Source organism: Hymenobacter aquaticus (assembly GCF_004765605.1).
GTDB lineage: Bacteria > Bacteroidota > Bacteroidia > Cytophagales > Hymenobacteraceae > Hymenobacter > Hymenobacter aquaticus.
This window is the reverse complement of the sequence record NZ_SRLC01000001.1, coordinates 2,243,157-2,264,686: the sequence shown is the minus strand read 5'-3', so window position 1 is coordinate 2,264,686 and position 21,530 is coordinate 2,243,157. Positions and strand designations below refer to the sequence as shown.

The 21,530-nt window shown below is 63.7% G+C and carries 19 protein-coding genes and 1 riboswitch; of the genes, 7 read left to right on the top strand and 12 right to left on the bottom strand.

Annotated elements, in window-relative coordinates; all coding sequences use genetic code 11:
- The first annotated feature begins 34 nt into the window (after positions 1-34).
- The 5 genes from E5K00_RS09320 (at position 35) to E5K00_RS09300 (ending at position 6,001) form a co-directional block, all read left to right on the top strand.
- Positions 35-1,348 (top strand): amidohydrolase family protein, encoded by a 1,314-nt coding sequence (locus E5K00_RS09320; protein WP_135462948.1) that lies wholly within the window; start codon positions 35-37, stop codon positions 1,346-1,348.
- 371 nt (positions 1,349-1,719) lie between these two features.
- A complete protein-coding gene (locus tag E5K00_RS09315) occupies positions 1,720-2,397 on the top strand; it encodes a response regulator (protein ID WP_135462947.1) in 678 nt (225 codons plus the stop codon).
- A 262-nt stretch (positions 2,398-2,659) separates the two neighbouring features.
- On the top strand, positions 2,660-2,860 hold the full coding sequence (locus tag E5K00_RS09310) for a hypothetical protein (protein WP_135462946.1): 201 nt from the start codon (positions 2,660-2,662) through the stop codon (positions 2,858-2,860).
- Between the two features lie 136 nt (positions 2,861-2,996).
- Positions 2,997-5,024 carry an RICIN domain-containing protein gene (locus E5K00_RS09305; RefSeq protein WP_135462945.1) on the top strand — a complete coding sequence of 676 codons (2,028 nt, stop codon included), beginning with the start codon at positions 2,997-2,999 and terminating at the stop codon, positions 5,022-5,024.
- A 74-nt stretch (positions 5,025-5,098) separates the two neighbouring features.
- Positions 5,099-6,001, top strand: a complete 903-nt coding sequence (locus E5K00_RS09300) for a DUF6929 family protein (protein WP_135462944.1) — start codon at positions 5,099-5,101, stop codon at positions 5,999-6,001.
- Between the two features lie 183 nt (positions 6,002-6,184).
- Here the strand turns inward: E5K00_RS09300 and E5K00_RS09295 are convergent, their stop codons facing one another.
- From E5K00_RS09295 to E5K00_RS09240, 12 genes are all read right to left on the bottom strand, one after another.
- A complete protein-coding gene (locus tag E5K00_RS09295; RefSeq protein WP_135462943.1) occupies positions 6,185-7,243 on the bottom strand; it encodes a hypothetical protein in 1,059 nt (352 codons plus the stop codon).
- Positions 7,240-8,898, bottom strand: coding sequence for an FAD-dependent oxidoreductase (locus E5K00_RS09290; protein WP_135462942.1), 1,659 nt, complete (start codon positions 8,896-8,898; stop codon positions 7,240-7,242). Before E5K00_RS09290 ends, E5K00_RS09295 begins: the two co-directional genes overlap by 4 nt.
- Before the next feature lie 263 nt (positions 8,899-9,161).
- The gene (locus E5K00_RS09285) at positions 9,162-10,724 is read right to left on the bottom strand and encodes a polyamine aminopropyltransferase (RefSeq protein ID WP_135462941.1); all 1,563 of its coding nucleotides are present in this window, start codon (positions 10,722-10,724) and stop codon (positions 9,162-9,164) included.
- Entirely contained in the window at positions 10,717-10,932 is a 216-nt protein-coding gene (locus tag E5K00_RS09280; RefSeq protein WP_135462940.1) for a DUF350 domain-containing protein, read from the bottom strand. The genes E5K00_RS09285 and E5K00_RS09280 overlap by 8 nt, the downstream gene beginning before the upstream one ends.
- A gap of 97 nt (positions 10,933-11,029) precedes the next feature.
- Positions 11,030-11,221, bottom strand: a complete 192-nt coding sequence (locus tag E5K00_RS09275; protein WP_135462939.1) for a hypothetical protein — start codon at positions 11,219-11,221, stop codon at positions 11,030-11,032.
- Between the two features lie 19 nt (positions 11,222-11,240).
- Positions 11,241-12,569: a DUF4178 domain-containing protein gene (locus E5K00_RS09270; RefSeq protein ID WP_135462938.1), complete on the bottom strand. Its 1,329-nt coding sequence runs from the start codon at positions 12,567-12,569 to the stop codon at positions 11,241-11,243.
- Positions 12,566-12,919 (bottom strand): S-adenosylmethionine decarboxylase family protein, encoded by a 354-nt coding sequence (locus E5K00_RS09265; protein ID WP_135462937.1) that lies wholly within the window; start codon positions 12,917-12,919, stop codon positions 12,566-12,568. Before E5K00_RS09265 ends, E5K00_RS09270 begins: the two co-directional genes overlap by 4 nt.
- 71 nt (positions 12,920-12,990) lie before the next feature.
- Positions 12,991-13,710 carry a bacillithiol biosynthesis deacetylase BshB1 gene (gene bshB1 / locus E5K00_RS09260; protein WP_135462936.1) on the bottom strand — a complete coding sequence of 240 codons (720 nt, stop codon included), beginning with the start codon at positions 13,708-13,710 and terminating at the stop codon, positions 12,991-12,993.
- A 219-nt stretch (positions 13,711-13,929) separates the two neighbouring features.
- A complete protein-coding gene (locus E5K00_RS09255; RefSeq protein WP_135462935.1) occupies positions 13,930-14,955 on the bottom strand; it encodes an LLM class flavin-dependent oxidoreductase in 1,026 nt (341 codons plus the stop codon).
- A 94-nt stretch (positions 14,956-15,049) separates the two neighbouring features.
- Positions 15,050-16,060, bottom strand: a complete 1,011-nt coding sequence (locus E5K00_RS09250; RefSeq protein WP_135462934.1) for an ATP-grasp domain-containing protein — start codon at positions 16,058-16,060, stop codon at positions 15,050-15,052.
- A 415-nt stretch (positions 16,061-16,475) separates the two neighbouring features.
- A riboswitch (SAM riboswitch) is annotated at positions 16,476-16,567 on the bottom strand.
- 176 nt (positions 16,568-16,743) lie between these two features.
- Positions 16,744-17,754, bottom strand: a complete 1,011-nt coding sequence (locus tag E5K00_RS09245; protein WP_135462933.1) for a DUF4886 domain-containing protein — start codon at positions 17,752-17,754, stop codon at positions 16,744-16,746.
- Between the two features lie 95 nt (positions 17,755-17,849).
- Positions 17,850-19,151 carry a dicarboxylate/amino acid:cation symporter gene (locus tag E5K00_RS09240; protein WP_135462932.1) on the bottom strand — a complete coding sequence of 434 codons (1,302 nt, stop codon included), beginning with the start codon at positions 19,149-19,151 and terminating at the stop codon, positions 17,850-17,852.
- Between the two features lie 384 nt (positions 19,152-19,535).
- Here E5K00_RS09240 and E5K00_RS09235 point away from each other — a divergent pair, with 384 nt between their 5' ends.
- Complete coding sequence (locus E5K00_RS09235; RefSeq protein WP_135462931.1) at positions 19,536-20,381, top strand: universal stress protein; 846 nt, start codon at positions 19,536-19,538, stop codon at positions 20,379-20,381.
- Positions 20,382-20,650: 269 nt separating this feature from the next.
- A complete protein-coding gene (locus tag E5K00_RS09230) occupies positions 20,651-21,493 on the top strand; it encodes an oxidoreductase (protein ID WP_135462930.1) in 843 nt (280 codons plus the stop codon).
- Positions 21,494-21,530: the final 37 nt, after the last annotated feature.

Below are 21,530 nucleotides of genomic sequence, written 5' to 3'. Positions count from 1 at the left end.
GCCAGCTGCTTTAACCTTACATAACTGCACTCTCATGCGTTTTTCCGCATTATTTCTTTCCCTAACCCTGCTCACGGCCGCGCCGCTGCTGGCCCAGGTGCCCGCCCCGGCGCCCGCCCAGAGCAAGCCCGTGCTGCTCGTGGGCGGCACCCTGCACGTGGGCAACGGCACCGTAGTGCCCGACGCCGCCGTGGCCTTCGACAAGGGCCGCATCCTCTACGCCGGAACCCAGGCGGGCTTCAGCCAGGACAAAGCGGTCTACGAGGTAGTCGACGTGAAAGGCCAGGAAATCTACCCCGGCCTGATTCTGCCCAATACGACTCTGGGCCTGACCGAAGTAGAAGCCATCCGGGCCACCGTCGACGAGCGGGAAGTGGGCCTGCTCAACCCCAACGTGCGGGCCCTGATTGCCTACAACACCGATTCCGACATCATCCCGACGGTGCGCACCAACGGCGTGCTGCTGGCCCAGGTGACGCCCCGCGGCGGCATGCTCTCGGGCCAGAGCAGCGTGGTGCAGCTCGACGCCTGGAACTGGCAGGACGCGGCCGTAAAAGCCGACGACGGTCTGCACCTGAACTGGCCGCCGATGGTCATCAAGCTCAACCCGACCGAAGACCCGATGGCCGTGGAAAAGCGCGACAAGGCCCGGCAACAGCAGCTCCGCGACCTGGAGCAACTGCTCTCCGAAGCCTCGGCCTACCGCGCCCTGCCCGCCGGCCGCCGGGAAAACCTGCGCCTCTCGTCCCTGGCCGGCCTCTTCGACGGTTCTAAAACCCTGTTTATTCACGCCGACTACGGTAAGGAAATCATTGAGGGCGTGCGGTTTGCCAAGCGCCTGGGCGTGCAGAAAGTCACCGTCATCGGGGCCCGCGACGCCTGGATGATGCTCGACTTCCTGAAGCAGAACGACGTGGCCGTAATTCTGTCCCGCATTCACGCCCTGCCCCGCCGGGCCGGCGACGATTACGACCTGCCCTACAAGCTACCCAGCCTGTTGCAGCAAGCCGGCGTGCGGTTCTGCCTCGACTACGAGGGCGACCAGGAAACGGCCGGCTCGCGCAATCTGGCCTTTATTGCTGGCACCGCCGCCGGCCACGGCCTCACCAAGGAGCAGGCCCTGACGGCCGTGACGCTCAGCCCGGCCCGCATCATGGGTCTCGATAAGGACTACGGCAGCCTCGAAGCCGGGAAAAGTGCCACGCTCGTGGTCAGCAGCGGCGACTTGCTGGACATGCGCACCAACAACGTGACCCACGCCTTTATCGACGGCCGCGCGTTCAGCATGACCAACAAGCAAACCTACCTGAACCAGAAGTTTCGGGCCAAGTACGGCATGAAGAACTAGTTGCCTGCTCATCCCAACGAAAGCCCCTGCTTACCCCAAGCAGGGGCTTTTTTACGTCCGGACCGGGGCTGGCAGGCCTTTGGGCCTAACGTACAACTTATTGGCATTTAGCGGTTCTTCAGTAGCCTATAAAACGTTTAAGTGCCCCGCTTTTAGGGGTGTATATAGGGGTATTTATATGTAAATTAAGTAGTTATAAAATGTAATATGCCAATAAGAATGATTTTTGGAAAGTTGTAAGTATTTGCCTAAGTTTCACTTACGATTGATCCGCAGTTGGGATAACAGCTGATCAAGCGCGGAAAGTGAAGAGGTTGAAGGGTAGGCGCGGCTGCCAGATTGAGTGCCTGTTGTGAGTGAAGCTTCTGGTCATGGAGAAATTAAGTACCGACGTTTCCAATATCGCAGTGCTGGTCGTAGACGACCATCCACTGGTCGTTGCTGGTATCAGCACGCTGTTGCGGAAGGAAGAGGATATCCGGATTGCGGCGGTGGCTAACAGCGGCAGTGAGGCCCTGGCGCTGCTGGCGCAACACCCCGAAATCACCGTGGCCCTGCTCGATCTGAACATGCCGCACATGAGCGGCGTGGAGCTTATTCGGGCCGTTCGCCAGCGTTATTCCCAGGTGCAGATTCTGATTCTGAGCACGTTTCAGGATCATGCTTCCGTGGCCGACGTGCTGGAAGCCGGCGGCTCGGGGTACCTGCTGAAAAGTACCAGCCCGCAGGAGCTAAGCGCCGCCATTCGGGCGGTGGCGGCCGGGCAGCGCTATTTTGGGCAGGAAGTAACGGCCACTATGGTGCAGAATATGGAGATTCAGGCCAGTCATGCCACCCGAAGCTCACCGCCCGTCGTGGAGCTGACGAGCCGCGAGGCTGAAATCCTGCAACTCATCGCGCAGGAGCATTCCAACCAGCATATTGCCGAGCAGCTCTTCATCAGCGAAAGAACCGTGGAGTCGCACCGCAAAAACATGCTAACCAAAACCAAGTCGAAGTCGGTGATTGGCTTGATCCGGTACGCGCTACGCAACAAGCTCATTCCGTAAGCCGGCAGGAAAAGCGGCCTCATGACCCGCAAACAGCGAATGTGGACCGCTACATCCGTACTGGTACGGAGAAATAATTGCGGGTTGCTACGGAGTAGATTATTTTAATAAAAAATATACCTTAGCATCATTCAATCGAATAATAATATCTTTATATTTGTTAGGAAGGGATGTAAGTGAACTATTCAAATATTTTCTTTCACTTGGTTTCCTTGTAAGTAGTTGAACTTCTCTTTTTTCTTACCACCTAACACAACACATCATGGCGTCCAAAATTCTATCCTTTATTTGCCACGTGCCCGCAATGATGCCCGGCGCATTTCCCACCTCCTCCGCCATGCCCGCCAAGCCTAGCCGGGCGGCTGCCGAACGTAAGTCGGAGACGCAGGGGTCGGGTGGACATTTTACCGCCATCTACGAAAACGAGCGGTTTGTACGCTTCAAGTACATCCACAACGATTAGGGCTGTGCCGGGTGGCCCGTTTGCTCCTTCCGGGCCAAGCCGGCCGGTTGCTACTGCTGCCGGCTGGCTTGGCCCAGGAGCCCCGCCCGCTCAGATTTAACCCTAACTTGCGCGCCAGTCCATCCGTTTTGCGTGCATGCGTCGTTTCCTGTTTAGCTTTTTCCTCTTGCCCTTGCTGCTGCATGCTACCGGAACGGTGGCGCAGTCAGCCGCTTTTGTTCCCGATGAAAACGCCTGGTACGGCGTAGTAGCCCGCGGTAGTGGCCGCTCCCTGGATATTGCCGGGGCATCGACGGAGGCCGGGGCCGGAGTAGTGCAATGGGAATTTACGCACGCCTCTAGCCAGCAGTGGCGGTTTGTGCGCATCACGCCGGGCGGCGAGTATTTCCGGCTGGAAGCCAAGCACAGCACTAAGTGCCTGACCGTCGAGAAGCCCGATGAAAACGCGGCTCTGGTCCAACGGCCCTGGTCGGGCAGCTTTTATCAGCAGTGGAAGCTCGTGCCGGCCGGGCCCATCGGGAGCTATGAGCTCGTGAGCCGGGGCAATGACAAATGCGCGGCGGTTGCTTCCTCCGATAAGTTTAACGGCACGCCCATTGTCGCGCAGCGCTCGGCTAACCGGGCCACGCAGCAATGGCGGCTGTTTAAGCTCCGCCTCAACCTGGACCCCAGCCAGCCCGGGTTTGGCGCCGCCCAGCCCCTGACCAGCCTGAACACGCCGGGCAACGAGCTGCACCCGGTATTGACGCCGGACGGCAAAACCCTGTACCTGGCCCGCACCAAGTACGCGGGCAACCTGGAAGGCAACACCGACTCGGGAGATATCTGGGTAAGCCAGTCGGCCGACGGGCAAAGCTGGGCCCCGGCCGTACGGCTGGATGCCCTGAACACGCGGCAAAACAACGGCGTAATGTCGGTGGTGGGGCCGCAGGGCGACCTGCTGCTGGTGCGGGGCAGCTACGGGCGCGACGGCAGCTTTCTGGATGAGGGCGCCTCGCTGGTGCCCCGCGACGGAGGTATGAAGGCCAAAGCCACCCGGCCCGCCGTGCTGGACATTGCGAACTACTACTCGGCCGGCGCGGCGACGACCTTTTTCATGTCGGCCGACCAGAAGCTGCTGCTGCTGTCGCTGGAGCGCGGCGACTCGTTCGGGGGCAATGATATTTACGTGAGCCGGGCGCTGACCGATGGCTCGTGGAGCGAACCACAGAGCCTGGGCGGAGTGCTCAACTCGCCCGGCTTTGAGTTTGCGCCCTGGCTGGCGCCCGATGGCCGCACCCTCTACTTTGCCTCGTATGGGCATGCCGGCTACGGCAGCGCCGATATTTTCGTGAGTACCCGCCTGGATGACAGCTGGAGCAAGTGGAGTGAGCCCCGCAACCTGGGGCCCACCCTCAACGGCCCGGGCTTCGACGCTTACTTCATGCTCAGTGCCGACGGCAAGCAGGCCTACTATGCCTCGTCGCGCACCCCCAACGGTCCGGCCGACCTGTTTCGGACGGCGGCCAGCGGGGTAGCGCCCGCCGACACCGTGCGGACGGCCGCCCCCACTGTGGCACAGCGCATGATGCTGACCGGCAAAGTGCTGGATGCCAAGACTCGCACGCCGGTAAAGGCCGAGGTGAAAGCCATCCGGCTGGACAACGACATTGCCTTCAACGCCACGCTGCGCACCGATGCCAGCGGGGTATTTCAGTTTTCGCTGCCGGCCGGGCGCTACCGGCTGTCGGCGGCCAGCCCGGGCTTCCTGGCCAGCACCGACACCGTGCGCATGACGGCCGCCCTTACCCGGGAGCTGCTGGTGGTGCCGGCCGAGGTCGGGGCCAAGCTCGAGTTGCCCACCCTGATTTTTGCGCAGGGCAAATACACCCTGCTGCCGGCGTCTTACGCCGAGCTGAACCGGCTGGCCCGCACCCTGACCGACAACCCCACCGTGGCCATTCGGCTGGAGGGCCACACCGACAACCAGGGCCGGGCCGACCTAAACCAGCAGCTCTCCGAGGACCGCGTGCAGGAGGTGAAGCGCTACCTGGTGACGCGGGGCATCAGTGAGGCCCGCATCAGCACCATTGGCTACGGCGGCAGCAAGCCCCGGGCCAGCAACGCCAAGGAAGAAACCCGCAAGCTGAACCGCCGGGTCGAGTTTACGATAACCAAACAGTAGCCCGCTGCGAATAGAGGCTAGTATTTGGTTGTCGGATGCTTGCCCGCGCGGCCCGGCTTTGCCCTTCTTCTGCTATGAAAGCTACCATTCTCCGCCAGATTGACCTGCCCAAGCTACCCTCGGCCTCGGGAATTGAAATAGTCGGCGACACGGCCTACATCATCGGCGACGACTCGCCGTACCTGTACAGCTTCGCGGCGCAGTCGTTGGTGGCGGGCCACAGTCTGATGCTGTTCGAAACGGCCCACTTCAGCTCCGGCCGCATTCCGAAGGACCGCAAGCCCGACCTGGAAAGCCTGACGGCCATTACCGATGCCGGGGGCGAAACCGGCCTGCTGGTGCTGGGCTCGGGGGCCACGGCGGCCCGGGAGCAGGGTTTCTGGGTGGCGCTGCCCGCCGGGCCGGGCTCGGCCACGGTGCAGCCCGTGTCGCTGAGCCGCCTGTACGCCACGTTGCGGCAGACGCTGCCGGCTGGTATCGTGCTGAACCTGGAAGCGGCGGCGGCTACGGCCACCGAGCTGCTGCTGTTTCAGCGGACCGTGGGCGCCACGGCCGGCAACATCGTGTACCGGCTGCCGCTGCTGCCGGCCCTGAATTGCCTGCGCCACCAGGGTCCGGTGCCGGCCGTGCGGCAGCAGCACTACGAACTGCCCACGCTACAGGGCAAGCCCGCGGGCTTCTCCGGCGCCTGCACCTTCGACAACACCGTGTTTATCACCGCTTCAGTAGAGGATACTATGGATGCCGTGGCCGATGGGGAGGTGCTGGGCAGCTTCGTGGGGCTTTTGCCGGCCGAGCAGCAGGCTCCGCTGCGAATGGCCCACCTGGTGCTGCCCGATGGCCGGCCTTACCGGGGCAAAGTGGAAAGTGTGGTCGTGCGCCGCGCCCTGAGTGCCGCCCGCTACGAAGCCCTGCTGGTAACGGACGACGACGCGGGTGGCTCCACGGCCGTAGTAGTAGAGCTGAATCTTAGCTAGGCTTAGCGTAAGCAACGTACAGAAGATGGCCGGATTCCGGCGGCGTTTTGCGGAGCTGCCCGGTATGGCCCGGCCGGTGGTAAACACCACCAGCATTGAGCCGTTGCGGCCCCGGATACACTTGCCCCGCTCTTCGCGCACGGCCGTGCACCAGCTGGTCGCCGAAGTAGCATTAGGTGCTCATCAGGCCCGGGCCTTTTTCGGGCGGCGCCAGATAAAGCCATCCAGCACGTAGTGCGTAGCCTGCGGCAAGGCCAGCAGCGGCACCAGCCAGGCCAGCAGCGCCGGGTTTTGTACGGCGGGCAGCTGTTGAAACCAGCCAAACACCGAGGCGTGCTCCCGCCATACCAGCCCATCCCAAATACCTTCTTCCAGATAGGCCAGCGCCAGCAGAAACCCCAGGAAGCCCAGCACGGCATAATTCTGCCACCAGCCGGGCCGCTGCCCGGCCACGGGCGGCCCGGCCGGCTCCCGACTAATCCAGACCAGGGCCAGGTAGGGAATGCCGTGCGACACGACGTTGAGCAGGGTAAAGGCCAGGTCGCCGTTGAAGTACACGATGCCGAAGTACCAGGACAGCAGCGTGCCCAGCAGCAGCAGGTTGCGGGGCAGGTTGAAGGTGCGGTAAAACAGCCACTGGCGCAGCTCTTTGGCCCCGTAGAGTCCCAGCAAGGCCACGTACAGCACCGTGGCCGCGTAGCGCCCGGCGGGCCAGTCGAGTTGCAGGAAGTCGCCTTCCACGAACCAGGTGAAGTTGCGGCCGGGGGAAAAGTGCCAGTACAGCAGCGGGTAGAGGGTAGCGTAATACACTAGGGCGGTATCGAGGCGGCGGCTGGGGGCCGAGGCGGGCTCGTGCCGGGCGTAGAGGCGCAGAAAGCCGTATTGCTGCCGGATAAAGTGGAACACCGCCAGATAAGCCAGCACCCGCCAGAACACGAGGCCGCCCACTTGGTGCAGGGCCACGCCCACCGCGTAGCAGCCCAGCGGCGCAACCCACAGCAGCTGCCGGTGCTGTCGGCGGCGCGGGGCATCGAAGTAGGTGCGGAACAGCGTGCTGTATACGTGAGCTACATCGATAAAAACCACCAGCACCACCCAGCCCAGTAGCGGCATGTGGGTGGAGGCCCGAAACTCGGCGGGCAGGGCCAGCACGACCAGCAGCGCCAGAAACGGCGGCGCCAGCAGCCACAGGCCATCAAACCAGGCCGAGCGAATCCAGGGTTGGGGCGTAGGCTGGCTCATGCGCTGCCCAGCATTTCGCGGGCCGCCCGGATGCCCTGGTAAAAGCCTTCCTCAAAAATCGACATGCCGCTCAGGTCGGTGTGGGCAAAGAACAGCTTGCCGCGCAGGGGCCGGGCCGCTTCTTGCCGCCCCGCGTGCCACAGCGCGCCGGGCGTGGGGGCTACCATGCCGTGGCCCCACACCCAGATATCGGCCTGCCGCACGCGGGCCGTAATGCCGGTGTGGGCTTTTTCCAGGTCGGCCAGAATGGGTTGCAGCCACTGGTCGTAGGTGGTGGCGTAGGCCCGGCGGCGGGCCGCGTCGGGGGCTTCGTCGGTCAGGGGCCAGTAGTAGGTAATGACTTTCTGCTGGGTGCCCAGGGCCAGGTCCTGCTGGTTGGCATTCACGTAGCCCACCGAGGCGCTGCCGTAGAGCACGTTGTCCCAGCTCAGGGGCGCGCCGGGGCCCTGGGGCAGGCCGTCCACGGTCAGGTTGGCCACCACCCAGGGGGCGCGGTGCAGCGGCGGCCGGGGTGGGGGCGCGCCCGCAAAGCCCCGGAGCAGGCGCTGGGTGACGAACTGGGGCGTCGCCAGCAAGGCCTGCCGGGCCTCCACCCGGATGGTTTCGTGCCGGGCCGCGTCGTAGGCCAGCACTTGCACGCCGGTGGCGGTTTCCTCCACGGCGTAGGCCAGCGTCTGGGGGACGATGCCGGCGGGGGCCTGTTGGCGGAGCGCCTCCACCAGAAAGCCGTTGCCCTGGGGCCAGGTCAGCACGTCGGCGCTGGTAGCATTGTGGGCCTGGCCCTTGCGGGAGGCGAAGTAGTGCAGGCCGGCCCAGGCCGAGGTGTAAGCCGCCGTGGTGCCGTAGTCGTCTTTGCAGCAGTAGTCGAGGTACCAGCGCAGGGCCGGGGCCGTGAAGCCCTGGCGGGTGAGGTAGTCGGCAAAGGAAACGGTGTCGAGCTGCCGGAACCGCGCATCGGCCGACGACTGATCCAGCGGAATGGCGAAGGCGTCGCGCCCGTCCTGGCCTTTGGCCCGGCGCAGTTCCTCAATCAGGGCGAAGAAACGGGCGGTTTGGGCGCGGTCGGGGGCGGGCACGCCCAGCTCGGGCACCAGGCCGGTTTGCCAGTGGCCCTGCACGTGCAGGCGCTCCTCGGGGTCGTGGCAGAGGTGGTACTCGTTGTAGATGGGCAGGCCGCCGGGGGCAAAGCCGGTGATGGTGCCCGCCTCGCGCAGAAACGCCAGCAGCTCATGGTTGCGCGGGTCGGGCAGGGGCAGGTAGTGCGCCCCCCAGGGATAGGCCGAGGTGGCATTGTGGCCCGCGGCCGAGTTGCCGCCCACCTGCGCGTCGAGCTCCAGCAGCAGCACTTCCGGCTGGCCGTGGCGGTGCAGCCAGCGCTTGGCCGAGAGGCCCGCCACCCCGCCGCCGATGATAACCACGTCGGTGCGCAGCGTGCGGCTGGGCGCGGGCAGCTGGTTTGGCTGCCGCAGCCGGTGGCCCGTGGCGTGGTTGGCCCCGCGCAGCGTGCCCCGGATGTGGGCCCGCTCCGAGCCGGGCGCGCAGGAGTGCAGCAGCGCGGGGCTCAGCAGCAGCCCGGCCAGACCCAGCCCCGTGCGGCCGAGAAACTCGCGGCGGCCGGGCAGGAAGGGGCACTGGGAAGCATTGGGAGAGGGCATAAGAGAGGGAAAGAAAAGGCGGAAAGAGGGCGGCCCGCGTTAGAAAGGACGACCTAAGAAGTGGAAATAGCTCTTTTTATTGCTTCGGTCGTTCTTTTCAAGCCTTCGACCGTCCTTGCCGGGGCTTCGGTCATTCTTTCCAAAGCTTCAGGCTGCCTTGCCAGCGCTTCGGATGTTCTTGCCGGTGCTTCGGCCGTTCTTTTTAGTGCTTCAATCATCCTTGCCGGCGCTTCGGGCGAGCCGGGCGGCCGGTGCTACGGCCGCTAGTGGGTGTAAGGGGCCCAGTCGTCTTCGAAGTAGCGCACGAGCACCTGGTTGTTGAGCTGGTTGACGTCGGTGGGCACTTCGGCCATGTCGGGGGGGAAGTGCAGCATTTCTTTCAGGGTGCCGGGCGTGAGGTAGCGCAGGCCGGCGGGCAGCTTCCCGTCGCCGCGCCAGTGGCCGTTGCGGCCGGCCAGCACGTAGCCCCACTCGCCGAACGACGGCACGTAGGTGTGGTAGGGAATGGTGTGGAAGCCGGCCGCCTGCAGGGTGTGGCTGATGCACCAAAACGACTGCCGGGCCACGTAGGGCGAGGTGCTTTGCACCACCATCAGCCCGCCGGGGGCCAGCAGCTTGTGCAGCTCGGCGTAGAAGGAGGTGCTGTACAGCTTGCCGATGGAGTAGTTGGACGGGTCAGGAAAGTCGATGACCAGCAGGTCGTAGCGGGTGGTGTCGTGGCGCACCCACTGGTAGGCGTCGCCGTTGACGACCTGCACTTTCGGGTTGTTCAGGGCGCCCTGGTTGAGGGCCAGCAGCAGCGGGTTGTGCTGAAAAAGCTCCGTCATGCCCGCGTCGAGGTCGACGAGGCGGATATGCTGGAGCTGGGGGTACTTCAGCAGCTCGCGCACGGCCAGCCCGTCGCCGCCGCCCAGCACCAGCACCCGCCGGGCCCGGGGCAGGGCCTGCATGGCCGGGTGCACCAGGGCTTCGTGGTAGCGGTACTCGTCGGCCGAGCTGAATTGCAGGTTGCCGTTGAGGAACAGGCGCAGCTCCCGGTTGTTGCGCGTGAGCACAATGCGCTGGTAGACCGTGCTTTTGCTGTAGATAACCTGGTCCTGAAACGCCAGGGTTTCGGTGTAGGTCATGATGCGCTCGGCGTAGCCAAAGCCCAGGGCCAGCAGCAGCAGCGCCCCGGCCATGAGGCCCGTGAAGCTGCGGCGGTAGGGGCGGGTTTCGGGGAAGCGGTACAGGGCCACGGCGGCCACCACCACGTTCAGGGCCCCAAAAAACAGGGACGTGCGAATCAGGCCGAGCTGGGGCACCAGCACCAGCGGGAAGATGAGCGACGCCAGCAGGGCCCCGATGTAGTCGAAGGTGAACACGCGCGAAACCAGGTCCTTGAACTCGTAGCGGTTCTCCAGAATCCGCATCAGCAGCGGAATTTCCAGCCCGACCAGAATGCCGGTGAGGCCGACCAGCGAGTAGAGAATCAGGCGGAAGGAGGCCACGTATTCGAAGAGCACGAACAGCAGCGGCGCGGAAAAGCCCCCCACCAGCCCCACCAGGATTTCGAGGCGGATAAACCACTTCAGCAGGGCCCCGTCGAGGTAGCGCGACAGCCACGAGCCGATGCCCATCGAAAACAGGTAGGCCCCGATGATGGTGGAAAACTGCGTGACCGAGTCGCCGAGCAGGTAGCTGGCCAGCGTGCCGGCAATCAGCTCGTAGATCAGGCCGCAGGTGGCAATGACGAACACCGAGCCCAGCAGCAGGGCCGGCAGGTGGTCGGCGGCCGGGGCCCGGCGGCCCAAGGCGGGCGGACTCAGCACGGGGCCGTTAGCCATGAATTGCCGCGCTGATAATCAGGGCCACCGACAGCATAAAGGCGGCCGCCACGATGGCCAGGGCCGTGTTGTGCTCGTCCACGATTTCCTTCCAGAGCGTCTTGGGCGTGAGCTTGTCGATGATAACGAAGCTGACGACCAGAATCAGAATACCGATAACCGAGTAAACGACGGAGGCGGTAATGAGCTTGAAGTTGAGGTATTCCATGCGGTGAGGTAGTGAATGAGTGAATGAGTGAATGAGTGAAGTAGTAGGGTTGAGCGGATAGGAGCAGAACAGCTCATTCACTCATTCACCATCTCACCTATTTGTGGTAGAAGCTGGAGCGGCCGGCGTGGCCGCTGGAGTGGCTGCCGGTGCCGTTGATGTTTTCGGTGGTTTCGTTGTCGTCGCCCAGGAGGCGGATGCCGTGCAGCGAGGCCCACACGTAGCTGCCGTAGGCCAGCAGGGCCAGCGCGGCGTACACTTTTATCTTAGATAGGTCGGGCAATTCCATAGCGCGTGGGAGTGGGGAATTAGGGTGTATAGTCACTTTGCTCCCAGCGGCTCTGCTCGTGCTGTTGGCGCCGATAGATCAGAATGCCGGGGTAGAGCAGCAGGCCCAGCACGAGCAGCAGCAGGTTGGACGGCAGCCAGGGATTTTCCGTCACCGTGACGGTAAAGCTCACGGGGCGGTTGTTTTCCGAGGCCGGGTACAGGTTCAGGTGGTAGCGGCCGGCGGGAATGCGGGTCAGCAGGGCGTCGGCCTCCACGCTGCCTTCCGACCAGCTTTCCCCGCTTTCGTAGCCGTGGTAGTACTCGATGTTCTTGGTAAACTCGAAGCCCCGGCCGGTTTGCTCGTTCACCAGGCTCACCGGCAGCTCCAGCCAGCTGTTGTCGAGGTCGGCCCGCACCTCGACTTGCAGACTGGTAGTGCTGTCGGGCACCTCAAACGGCATCGACACCAGCACCTTCTCGGTCGTGGCAGTGGCCGCCGCCGCGGCCGGCGCGGGCAAAACCAGCGACTGGGTGGGGCCGCTGGCGAAACTCTCGCGCAGCAGCTGCCGGTGGGGCCGGATCATACCAAACACCATTTCCGTGACCAGCACCAGCAGCAGCAGCAAAATGGTGAACTGCTTGAGGGCCGGCCAGGAGTCGCCGCCGGGGGCCGGCTGCACCGCGCCCACGCCCGTGCGGAACGGGATGCGCGACATGGGCACGGCAAACGCCCGGGCCACCGCGCCGGGCTCGATGTGCTCGGCCCGGTACCACTCCACGGCCCGGCCCTTGGCTTTTTCCTCAATCAGCATCCGGGGCGGGGCCACAAACTCGGTGATGGTGAGCCGCTCGTCGTCCAGGATGTTCCAGTCGAACTCGCCGGTGGCGTACAGAATCTGGGGCTGGTACTTGTTGTAGATAGAAAACGTGGTGTCGCCGTCCAACACCACGCGGTGGTTGCCCGAGCGGCCCGACAGGCCCTTGTATTCTTCCTGGGTCGGCCGGATAAACATCCAGTGGCCTTCGTAGAGGGAAAGCTGGGCGTAGCCGGCCGTGGGGTTGAAGAGCATAAACTCCTGCCAGCGGGCCGGCGTGCTTTTTTCCTTGCGCAGCATGTAGCCCGTCACGCGGTAGAGCAGGCCGTCGGGCAGGGTGCCGATGCTGCCCAGCGGCAGGCAGGGCGCCAGGCGCGGCACATCCTGAAACTGCCGGACTTTCTCGGTGGCGCCCTTCGCGGTTTGGGCAAACAAGGTGTGGCACTGCGGGCAGGCGAAATGGGTGCTGTTTACCGCGTCGTAGTAGGTCAGCAGCTTGGCGCAGGAAGGGCAGCTGAGGTGGGCTTCCAGGGTCGTTGCCAGCTCGCTCATCGGGCTACCTCGGTTTTGGACAGCTCCGTGGCCTCGAAAAAGCGCAGGGTTTCGGCGTAGAGCCGGCGCACCGTGGCCGAGTTGTCGCGCTGATAGTTCGACAAAAACACGTCGAAGGTGGCCTGCCCGAACTCGGGCCAGGTGTGAATGCTCAGGTGCGACTCGGTCAGGCCCACCACCGCCGTGAAGCTCTGGTTGGGAAACGAGTGGTACACCTGACCCACCTTCACCAGCCCCAGCCGGCTGATTTGCTCATCGAAAAAGGCCCGGCAGGCGGTGGCATCGGTCAGGCGGGCGGCCGGCGCGCGGAACGTGGCCAGGATGTGAAGCCCGGGAGTATACAGCTGCATTCAGTAACTATCAGGCCTAAAAGTGGTAGCGCGACAGTTTCAAACATACGCAGGCCCGCCCACATGCCCAACTACCGCAGCTGAAATAAGTCGTCGACGCCCAGCAGGCGGCGGCAGGTAAAGCCCTCGGCAAAGGGCACGTTGATGTACTTGCCACAGTCGCGGGCCTGGCCTTCGAGAATCTTCAGAAAGTCGGGCGAGGAAATGTAGGTCGAGGTCGGGTCTTCGTAGTCGGGGTGGTAAAACTGGCTTTTGAACGCCGTTACGGCCGCCAGCTTCCGCTCCCAGTACTCGCTGATATCCACCACGATGTCGGGCTTGACGTAGGTGTTGTGGATGACTTGCAGCATCAGGTCGGGCCGCCAGGCGGGCTGCGCCTGGCCCTGGTACCGGGTTTCGATTTTGGGCAAGCCCGCCAGAAACGCCGCGTCGTGCACCAGGTTGGCGGCCCGGCCGTGGTCGGGGTGGCGGTCCACGTTGGGGTTGGTCAGAATAATAGACGGCCGGAAGCGGCGAATCACCTCGATTACCCGCAGCTGATGGGCTTCGTCGTTGAGAAAGAACCCGTCGCGCATGCCCAGGTTTTCGCGCACGTGCAGCCCCAGGATGCGGGCCGCGTCGGCGGCTTCCTGGCCGCGCAGCTCGGCCGAGCCCCGCGTGCCCAGCTCCCCGCGCGTGAGGTCGACCACGCCCACGCGGCGGCCCTTGGCAATGTGCTTCATCAAGGTGCCCGCGCAGCCGACTTCCGCGTCGTCGGGGTGGGCCGCAATCATCAGAATATCGAGCTTCATAGAAGGGGGTAAATCAGAACGTCATGTCGAGCAGCGCGAGACATCTCGCGTGCGGTCGTTGTTGGGGCCAGAACTACACAAAACAGAACGTCATGCCGAGCACAGCCGAAGCATCTCTCCCGCAACAGTAATCAAATTACCATTGCACGCGAGATGTCTCGCGCTGCTCGACATGACGTTCTGGGGTGACCGTGCTGTAAACCGCTCCGGAAACCCAGCCTAGGCCAGCACCTGAATAACGGCTTCCGAGAACCGCTCCATTTCCTCCAGCTGGGGGCTGCACTGGAGCAGGAACAAATCTACGCCCACGGCCTCGAAGGCGGCCACTTGCTCGGCTACCTGGTCGGGCGTGCCGGTGAGGCCCGAGCGCAGGCCGCGGTTCGATACCGAGTAGTCCTGCAACGAAACCTGGTTTTCGAGCTGGGTGCCGGCCAGCCACTGCTGGTAGTTTTTGTAGCCCGCCGCCGAGCCCTGCACGTTGGTAATGCGCGCCAGCTCCTTTTTTACCTCGGCTTCAGTGTTGCGCACCACCGAGTAAGCCGCCACCCCAAACTTCATGGGCGGCAAGCCCAGCTTGTCGCGGCGCTGGCTCAGATCCTGAATGCGGCGGCCGATGGCCGCCGGGTCGTCGCCGTGCATCACGTAGCCGTCGCACTGGGCGGCAATGAGGTTTTTGGCCGCCTCCGACTCGCCGCCGGCATAGAGAAACGGCCGGGGGCGCGACACGGGCTTGGGCTGCAGAATCGAGTCGGTGACCTGGTAGAACTTGCCCTCGAAGGTGAAGTGGTCCTGCTTCCACATATTATCCACCACGTGCAGCCACTCGGCGGTGCGGGCGTAGCGGTCGTCGTGCTGCTCGAAGTGCACCCCGTACTTCTTGGCCTCGTCCTGCCACCACGACGACACCACGTTCAAGGACAACCGGCCGCCGCTGATGTGGTCGATGTTGGCGGCCTGCTTGGCCAGCAGGGCCGGGGAGTGAAACGTGGGCCGCACGGCCACCATCAGCTCGATTTTCTTGGTCACGGCGGCCAGGGCGGCGGCTGTGCTCCAGGCATCCAGGCTGGGAGCTTCCTCGCCCTTGATGTCGTTCAGGTTCAGCTCGGCAATGAGCGAGAGGTCGTAGCCCAGCTCCTCACTGCGCTGGGCCAGCGTTTTGACGTAGTCCCAGTCGGCGCGCATGTTCTCGTCTTCGACGTTGCGCAGCCACCCGCCAAAAACGGGCATCCAATATCCGTAACGCATTTTCTTAATGTGCTAATGTGGTGAATGTGAGATTAATGTGCTGATGTGGCGAATGTGAATAATGTGCTAAATCATTACTCGCGCACTCACTCAGCTACTCCGTGACTGAGGCTACTGCGGCTTCGGCGACAGGTGCCTTGGCGGCTGCCGGGGCGGGCAGCTGGCTTTCGAGGTAGTCCACGAAGCGGGCGTAGGGGTCGAAACCGACGACGTTCACGGCATCGGCCACGAAGTTGGACAGGGCGTTGACGTCGTAGAAGAGAACGTCGCCGGTTTGGTCGTCAATCAGGTACTCGATGCCGCCCACGTCGATTTTGGCGGCGGCCACGATGCGCTCCACGGCTTCAATCACCTCGGCCGGGGGCGTAAAGGCTTCCACCTGAATGCCTTTCTTGGGCGCTTCGGTCAGGCAGAACTCGGCCGCCGGCTCCTCCGGTATCTGGCAGATTTCGGCCGGGCAGAGGTTGAAGCTTTCCCCGGTCGTAAACACCTTCATGGCGTAGAGAAACTTGCCGTCGAGGGTTTCCACCCGGTGAATGTTGCCGCCGCGGGGCGTCACGTATTCCTGCACCAGGGCCGTCTGGTCGATGCCCAGATCAATCTGATTGGCGGCTACGGCGGCCTCCACGCCCTCCAGCGTGTCGAAGCGGATGATGCCCGCCCCGCTTCCGCCGATGTTGACTTTCACCACAATCGGGAATTGGAGCTGCCGGGCCGCGTCGGCAATGCGCGAGGCGTGGTTGACCACGAAGGACTTCGGGTATTTCAAGCCCAAGGAGGCAAACAGCGAGAGTTGCCGGGCCTTGTTGGTTTCGATGCTGGTGGCCGCCGAGCCGTTGATGATGCGGGTGCCGATGCGCTCCAGGTGGGTAGCAAAGCCGGCGGTGTGGAAAATGCCCTGGCCGTGGCCGCGCAGGTAAGCCGAGGAGCTCATCCGGTTTACCACCAGGGAGTAGCGGCTCTCGGTTTCGGCCGGGTCGAAGAGGTGGTGGGCGGCGTCAATCTTTTCGTAGGGCAGGCCCCGGCGGTCCAGCTCGGCAAACAGGGGCTTAAACCATTCGGGGTGTTCGTAATAAATGCCAATCGGCTTCTGAGGCTGGGCCATGAGACTAGAATAAATGAAGAAGGAAAGGGGACAAACGACAGCAGCCAACTGCGGCAACGCAGGGGCCGGAGAAAAAGCAGGAAGCAGGAAACGAAGCTGCCGCGCGGGGCTGGAAAGCGCGCAAAACCCTGGCCGAAGCCCGCAGACGCACCCCGCCGCAGCGGGGAGCTGTTTAGGGAGTTAACATCAGACGGGCAGGGGCGCGGCCGGGCCATACGCCGCCGCAAAGCCAACCCGGCCCGGCAGGAAATGCAGGGCGGTCAGCGGATACCGGCAGGAAGGAGGAAGGGGACTAGCAACAACAGCCAGCCGCAGCCAGCGGCCAACAACAGCCTGCAACCGGGGCAGACTGGGGCTGGGCTACGAAAGCAGCGGAAAGGGCGAAAAAGTTGTTGGCAGCGTCCACGGCAACTTGTTTTTATATGGGCAGGAATTGGCACCGTTCCGCTGCTGCGGGTGGTTGCCGGCGTTTCGTCGAGCCTGTCTCTCCACGCCTCTGTATAAAAACAATCCTTTGGTCAGAAAGAATTGACCCGGCGAAGGTAAGGCCGCAAAGTGGATAGTTACAAATCCACCGGCTGGCAGCCTCACCCGGCCAGCTGCCGCTGGTGCCGCCGGATGCTCTGTAAACAACAAAGCCCGCCGGAGGTTCCGGCGGGCAGCAGTCGACCAGCAGTCCGGCGCTATTTCCCCGGGGCCGCTGCCTTGAGTTTGACCTGGCGGGGGCTGCTTTTCGGGGCCGACTTCGCAGCCGCGCCCGGCGTAAAAGCGCCGGGGCGGGCCGCCAGCACCTGCTCGGCGGCAATGCGCTGCAGGCTCACGGCCTGGGCCGGCGTGATGCCCAGCGCCGCCGCCGCCGCCTCCTGCGCGCCCAGCCGGCGCGGGTCGTAGCCCGTAATTTCGGCCAGCAGCACGCAGGCATTCAGGTAGGCGCCCCACTGGCTGGGATGGTAGTTGTCCTCGCCCCACAGGTTCAGCTGGCCGGCTTCCGGGGCGAAGGGGTTGCGCACGGCCACGCCGGCCCGCATGGCGCGCAGCCAGGCGTCGCCGGCCGGGGCCACGCCCGCGAAATGGCCGTTTTGCCGGGCGGCCAGGTAGTAGCCGCGGTGCAAGTCCAGGGTCATCGAGTCGATGGGCAGCCCGGAATATGCTTTGTCGGGCGCGTAGGTCTGGTCGGCGCGGGCCCAGGTCTGGTAGAAGTACAGCCGGGCCTGGGGGTTGGCCTTGTGCACCACTTGCTCCAGCCGGGTGGCGTAGTCGCGGAATACCTCGGGCCGGCCGCTGCGCCGGGCGGGCAGGGGCCACAGGCTGTGCTCCTGCAGCACCACCGTGTTCCAGCGCGGCTGCCCGATAATGGCCCGGGCGCTGTCGTAGTGCATCTTCAGCGACTCGCCGTTGATGCACTCAAAATGAACGTCGTAGCGCAGGCCGGCCTGTTCGGTCAGGGTTTTGAAAATAGCCGGGATGCCGCCCCAGGGCCCGATTTTCTGCTGCCCGACTTTCTCCACCGTGATGGTGGCCGCGTTGTAGCTGAACGCCGGCTCGTAGCGGCCGTGGAAAAAGCTGTTGCCCACGAACAGAATCGTGGTCGGGGCCGCGGCGGGCGACTGGGATTGGGCGTGGCCGGGGGCAGACAGCAGCGCGCCGAGCACGCCCAGGTGCAGCAGGCCGGCTCGGAGCCAAGGGTGGGGCATAAGCAGAAAGGTCCGCTGGGTGAAGGCGGGGCGGAAAGACAAAAATAGGGTTTTTAACCGGCGAAAGGGTTTTTCTGGCGGCCCCCGGCTGCCGGCTATACGTTCACCTCATCCGACTCGGCGGCGGAAACTACGCCGGCCAGGGCCAGCTGGTGCCGGGCTTCGTCAAACTCGCCCTCGCTCTTGGCAATGACCAGCGTGGCCACGCCGTTGCCGATGACGTTGGTAATGGCCCGGGCCTCGCTCATAAACCGGTCGACGCCCAGCAGCAGGGCCACGCCTTCCACCGGAATAATTTTGGTGGCGGCCAGCGTGGAAGCCAGCACGATGAAGCCCGAGCCCGTGACGCCGGCCGCGCCTTTGCTGGTCAGCATCAGAATCCCGATGAGCGTCAGCTCCTGGGTTAAGGAAAGCTCGATGCCGAAGGCCTGGGCCAGGAAAATAGCGGCAATACTGAGGTAAATAGAGGTGCCGTCGAGGTTGAAGGAGTAGCCCGTCGGGATGACCAGGCCGGCCACCGAGCGGGAGCAGCCGTAGCGTTCCAGCTTGTCGATCATGCGTGGCAGCGCCGACTCGGACGAGGACGTGCCCAGCACCAGCAGGATTTCTTCCTTGATAAAGCCCAGGAAGCGCCACAAGCTCAGGCCGTAGTAGCGCATAATGGCGTTCAGCACCCCGAAAATGAACAGAAACATGGTGGCGTACACCACCAGCATCAGCTGGCCCAGCGGCAGCAGCGTGGCCAGGCCGTACTTGCCGATGGTGAAGGCCATGCCCCCAAACGCGCCCAGCGGGGCCAGCTTCATGACCAGCCCCAGCACGGCAAACATGGCGTGCGACAACCGCTCAAACGTGGCAATCAGGGGCTGGCTGTAGGTGGGCGAAATGCGGCCCAGCGCCATGCCAAACAGCACCGCGAAGAGCAGAACCTGTAGCACGTCGCCCTCGGCAAAGGCGCCCACCACGCTGTGCGGCACCACGTGGGTAAAAAACTCCACCCAGTTCATTTCTCCGGCCTGGGCCGTGTATTTGGAGGCTTCGGCGGCTTGCGCGGCCGTCTGGGTGGCCACCGAGGCCCGGGCGTCGATGCCCACGCCGGGCTTGCTCAGGTTGGCTGCCGTGATGCCGATAATCAGGGCCAGGGTCGTCACGATTTCGAAGTACAGCAGCGCCTTGCCGCCCACGCGGCCCACTTTTTTCAGGTCGCCCATGCCCCCGATGCCCAGCACCACCGTCAGGAAAATGATGGGCGCGATGAGCATCTTAATCAGGTTGATGAACGTGTCGCCGATGGGCTTGAGGGCCGCCCCGAACGCGGGAAACAGCGCCCCGACCACGATGCCCAGGGCAATGGCCGTCAGGACCTGAAAGGTGAGGTTGGAGGTGAGTTTTTTCATGGCAGAGCACAGCAGCAGTCCCAGCCCGTCGGGCTGGCCGAAACCGATGCTTTAGGGAGGACAATAACCGGCCGCATAGCACGGCCAGCCGGGGCGTGAAGATACCGGGAAACAATACTACGAGTGGTGCGGCCCGCTCACCGGTGGCGAAGCCTCGGTAGCGCGCTTCGGAAGGTATCCGGGGTAAAAAGCCGCAACCCATACGAGGCCAGGTAAATGTCAAGAGGGTTTGCTTGTAATAATCATAAATAATGAATATATTATCCAGGTTGAAAGCCCAGCTTATCACCCACCGACGCTGCCAGATACCCGTGCGCGGGGCAGGATGGCCGGCCTTTCGAGGCGCTGTTCCCAAACCCAGTTGCTCACTCAGGTTCCATTCGTATGAAAAACCTCCTGGTACCCACCGATTTTTCCCCCGCCGCCCACAATGCCTTCGAAGTGGCGTTGCGGCTGGCGCAGCGCACGGGCGGCAGCATCACGCTGCTGCACGTGGAAGAGCAGCACGACACGCCCCGCTTCAGCTCGTCGGGCGGGCGCATTGGCGGCAGCACCATCGAAGACGTGTTCATGATTAAGCTGCTGCAAAAGATCAAGCACCAGATGCACGAGCTCATGGCCGAGGGCCAGCGCCTGGTACCCGAAGTGCCCGTGCAGGACGTGCTGCGGACCTCGACGCTGGTGCAGTCGGTGCTCGACGTCATTGCCGAGCGCAACATCGACCTGGTGGTGATGGGGGCACAGAAGCACAGCGCCTGGCAGCACTTTTTTGCCGGCTCCAACACCGAGCGGCTGGTGCGCACGGCACCCTGCCCGGTGCTCACCGTGAAGCACCCGGAAATGCAGTTCAACGTGCAGCACATCGTGTTTCCGTCCGACTTCTCGGCCGAAGCCGACCGGGCCGTACCCGATTTGCAGCGCATTCAGGCGGTTTTCCCCGATGCCACCCTGCACCTGCTCAAAGTCGTGCCCGACATCGACCAGTACTCGGAGGCTATGGCCCGCATCCAGTCGTTTGCCGAGCGCCACCACCTGGCGCACTGCGAGGCGGAGGTTATCGACGCGGCCGACGTCAGCGTGGGCATTCCGCTGTTTGCCCAGCAGGCCCACGCCGACCTGGTCGTGATGCCGACCCACGCCCACACCGGCCTGAGCCACTACCTGCACCACAACGTGGCCGAAAACGTGGCCGTGCACGCCGCGCCCCCGGTGCTCACCTTCCGGGTGTAGCCCGCAGCGCTGGATTTTTTGGCAGCCGCCCCGACCAGGGCGGCTGCTTTCGTTTGGGCTTTCACCGGGAAACCGAGACGGAAAAGAAATTCCTGGCATGAAGGTGAAAGTATTGTAAATCAGGGGTTGATAATAATTCGCCGGCGCGTCAGGCGCTGATTCTGCTAAGTAATTTCGGCCGGGGGCAAACCTGCGGGGCCGGCTGCCGGTTGAAACAGCCAGCCGGCACCAGCCGGCATGACTTTCTATTCTCCCCATATCCTTCCGACATGGCTACTACCCCCAAACACTGGTTTATTACCGGCGTCAGCACTGGCTTCGGTGCGGCGCTGGCCGAGTTGCTGCTCGAGAAAGGCGACAAAGTAGCGGCTACCTTCCGCAAGCCGGAGCAGGCCGAGGCCTTCACCCAAAAAGCCGGCGCTAACGGCCGCGGCTTCGTGGTGGAAGTAACCGACGAGGCTCAGGTGAAGCAGGGAATTGCCGATGCCATCCAGCACTTCGGCCACCTCGACGTTATCGTCAACAACGCGGGCTACGGCTCACTGGGCAGCATCGAGGAAATCGACGCGGCCGAGGTGCAGCGCCAGTTCGAGGTGAACGTATTCGGGCCACTACACGTGCTGCGGGCCGTGCTGCCCCACCTGCGCGAGCGGCGCAGCGGCCACGTGCTCAACATCACCAGCATCGGGGGCCTGAAAACCTTCCCCGGCGTGGGCGTTTACAACGCCAGCAAGTTTGCCCTCGAAGCCATTGGCGAAAGCCTGGCCCAGCAGGTGGCGCCGCTCGGCATCAAGGTGACGAACATTGAGCCCAGCGGCTTCCGCACCGAGTGGGCCGGCAGCTCGGCCACCTACGCCGACACCAGCATCGAGGACTACCGCAGCACCGTGGGCGAAAACCTGAAGGGCATTCAGGGCTACAGTGGCCGCCAGCCCGGCGACCCGCAGCGCGCCGCTCAGATTATGTACGACGTGGTGCGCCAGGAAAATCCGCCCCTGCATTTGCCCCTGGGCAAAGCCGCCGTGAAAGGCGCCCGCGAGAAATTTGCCGCCCTGGTAAAAGAGCTGGAAAGCGTCGCCAGCATCGGCGACTCAGCGGACTTCCCGGAGTAGACAGGCTCAACTATTCTCCATAAAAAAGCCCCCGCGC

Excerpts from the sequence above, each read along its gene's own strand:
- E5K00_RS09320 (WP_135462948.1), top strand. The coding sequence starts at position 35 with ATGCGTTTTTCCGCATTATTTCTTTCCCTAACCCTGCTCACGGCCGCG.
- E5K00_RS09315 (WP_135462947.1), top strand. The coding sequence starts at position 1,720 with ATGGAGAAATTAAGTACCGACGTTTCCAATATCGCAGTGCTGGTCGTA.
- E5K00_RS09310 (WP_135462946.1), top strand. The coding sequence starts at position 2,660 with ATGGCGTCCAAAATTCTATCCTTTATTTGCCACGTGCCCGCAATGATG.
- E5K00_RS09305 (WP_135462945.1), top strand. The coding sequence starts at position 2,997 with ATGCGTCGTTTCCTGTTTAGCTTTTTCCTCTTGCCCTTGCTGCTGCAT.
- E5K00_RS09300 (WP_135462944.1), top strand. The coding sequence starts at position 5,099 with ATGAAAGCTACCATTCTCCGCCAGATTGACCTGCCCAAGCTACCCTCG.
- E5K00_RS09295 (WP_135462943.1), bottom strand. The coding sequence starts at position 7,243 with ATGAGCCAGCCTACGCCCCAACCCTGGATTCGCTCGGCCTGGTTTGAT.
- E5K00_RS09290 (WP_135462942.1), bottom strand. The coding sequence starts at position 8,898 with ATGCCCTCTCCCAATGCTTCCCAGTGCCCCTTCCTGCCCGGCCGCCGC.
- E5K00_RS09285 (WP_135462941.1), bottom strand. The coding sequence starts at position 10,724 with ATGGCTAACGGCCCCGTGCTGAGTCCGCCCGCCTTGGGCCGCCGGGCC.
- E5K00_RS09280 (WP_135462940.1), bottom strand. The coding sequence starts at position 10,932 with ATGGAATACCTCAACTTCAAGCTCATTACCGCCTCCGTCGTTTACTCG.
- E5K00_RS09275 (WP_135462939.1), bottom strand. The coding sequence starts at position 11,221 with ATGGAATTGCCCGACCTATCTAAGATAAAAGTGTACGCCGCGCTGGCC.
- E5K00_RS09270 (WP_135462938.1), bottom strand. The coding sequence starts at position 12,569 with ATGAGCGAGCTGGCAACGACCCTGGAAGCCCACCTCAGCTGCCCTTCC.
- E5K00_RS09265 (WP_135462937.1), bottom strand. The coding sequence starts at position 12,919 with ATGCAGCTGTATACTCCCGGGCTTCACATCCTGGCCACGTTCCGCGCG.
- bshB1 (WP_135462936.1), bottom strand. The coding sequence starts at position 13,710 with ATGAAGCTCGATATTCTGATGATTGCGGCCCACCCCGACGACGCGGAA.
- E5K00_RS09255 (WP_135462935.1), bottom strand. The coding sequence starts at position 14,955 with ATGCGTTACGGATATTGGATGCCCGTTTTTGGCGGGTGGCTGCGCAAC.
- E5K00_RS09250 (WP_135462934.1), bottom strand. The coding sequence starts at position 16,060 with ATGGCCCAGCCTCAGAAGCCGATTGGCATTTATTACGAACACCCCGAA.
- E5K00_RS09245 (WP_135462933.1), bottom strand. The coding sequence starts at position 17,754 with ATGCCCCACCCTTGGCTCCGAGCCGGCCTGCTGCACCTGGGCGTGCTC.
- E5K00_RS09240 (WP_135462932.1), bottom strand. The coding sequence starts at position 19,151 with ATGAAAAAACTCACCTCCAACCTCACCTTTCAGGTCCTGACGGCCATT.
- E5K00_RS09235 (WP_135462931.1), top strand. The coding sequence starts at position 19,536 with ATGAAAAACCTCCTGGTACCCACCGATTTTTCCCCCGCCGCCCACAAT.
- E5K00_RS09230 (WP_135462930.1), top strand. The coding sequence starts at position 20,651 with ATGGCTACTACCCCCAAACACTGGTTTATTACCGGCGTCAGCACTGGC.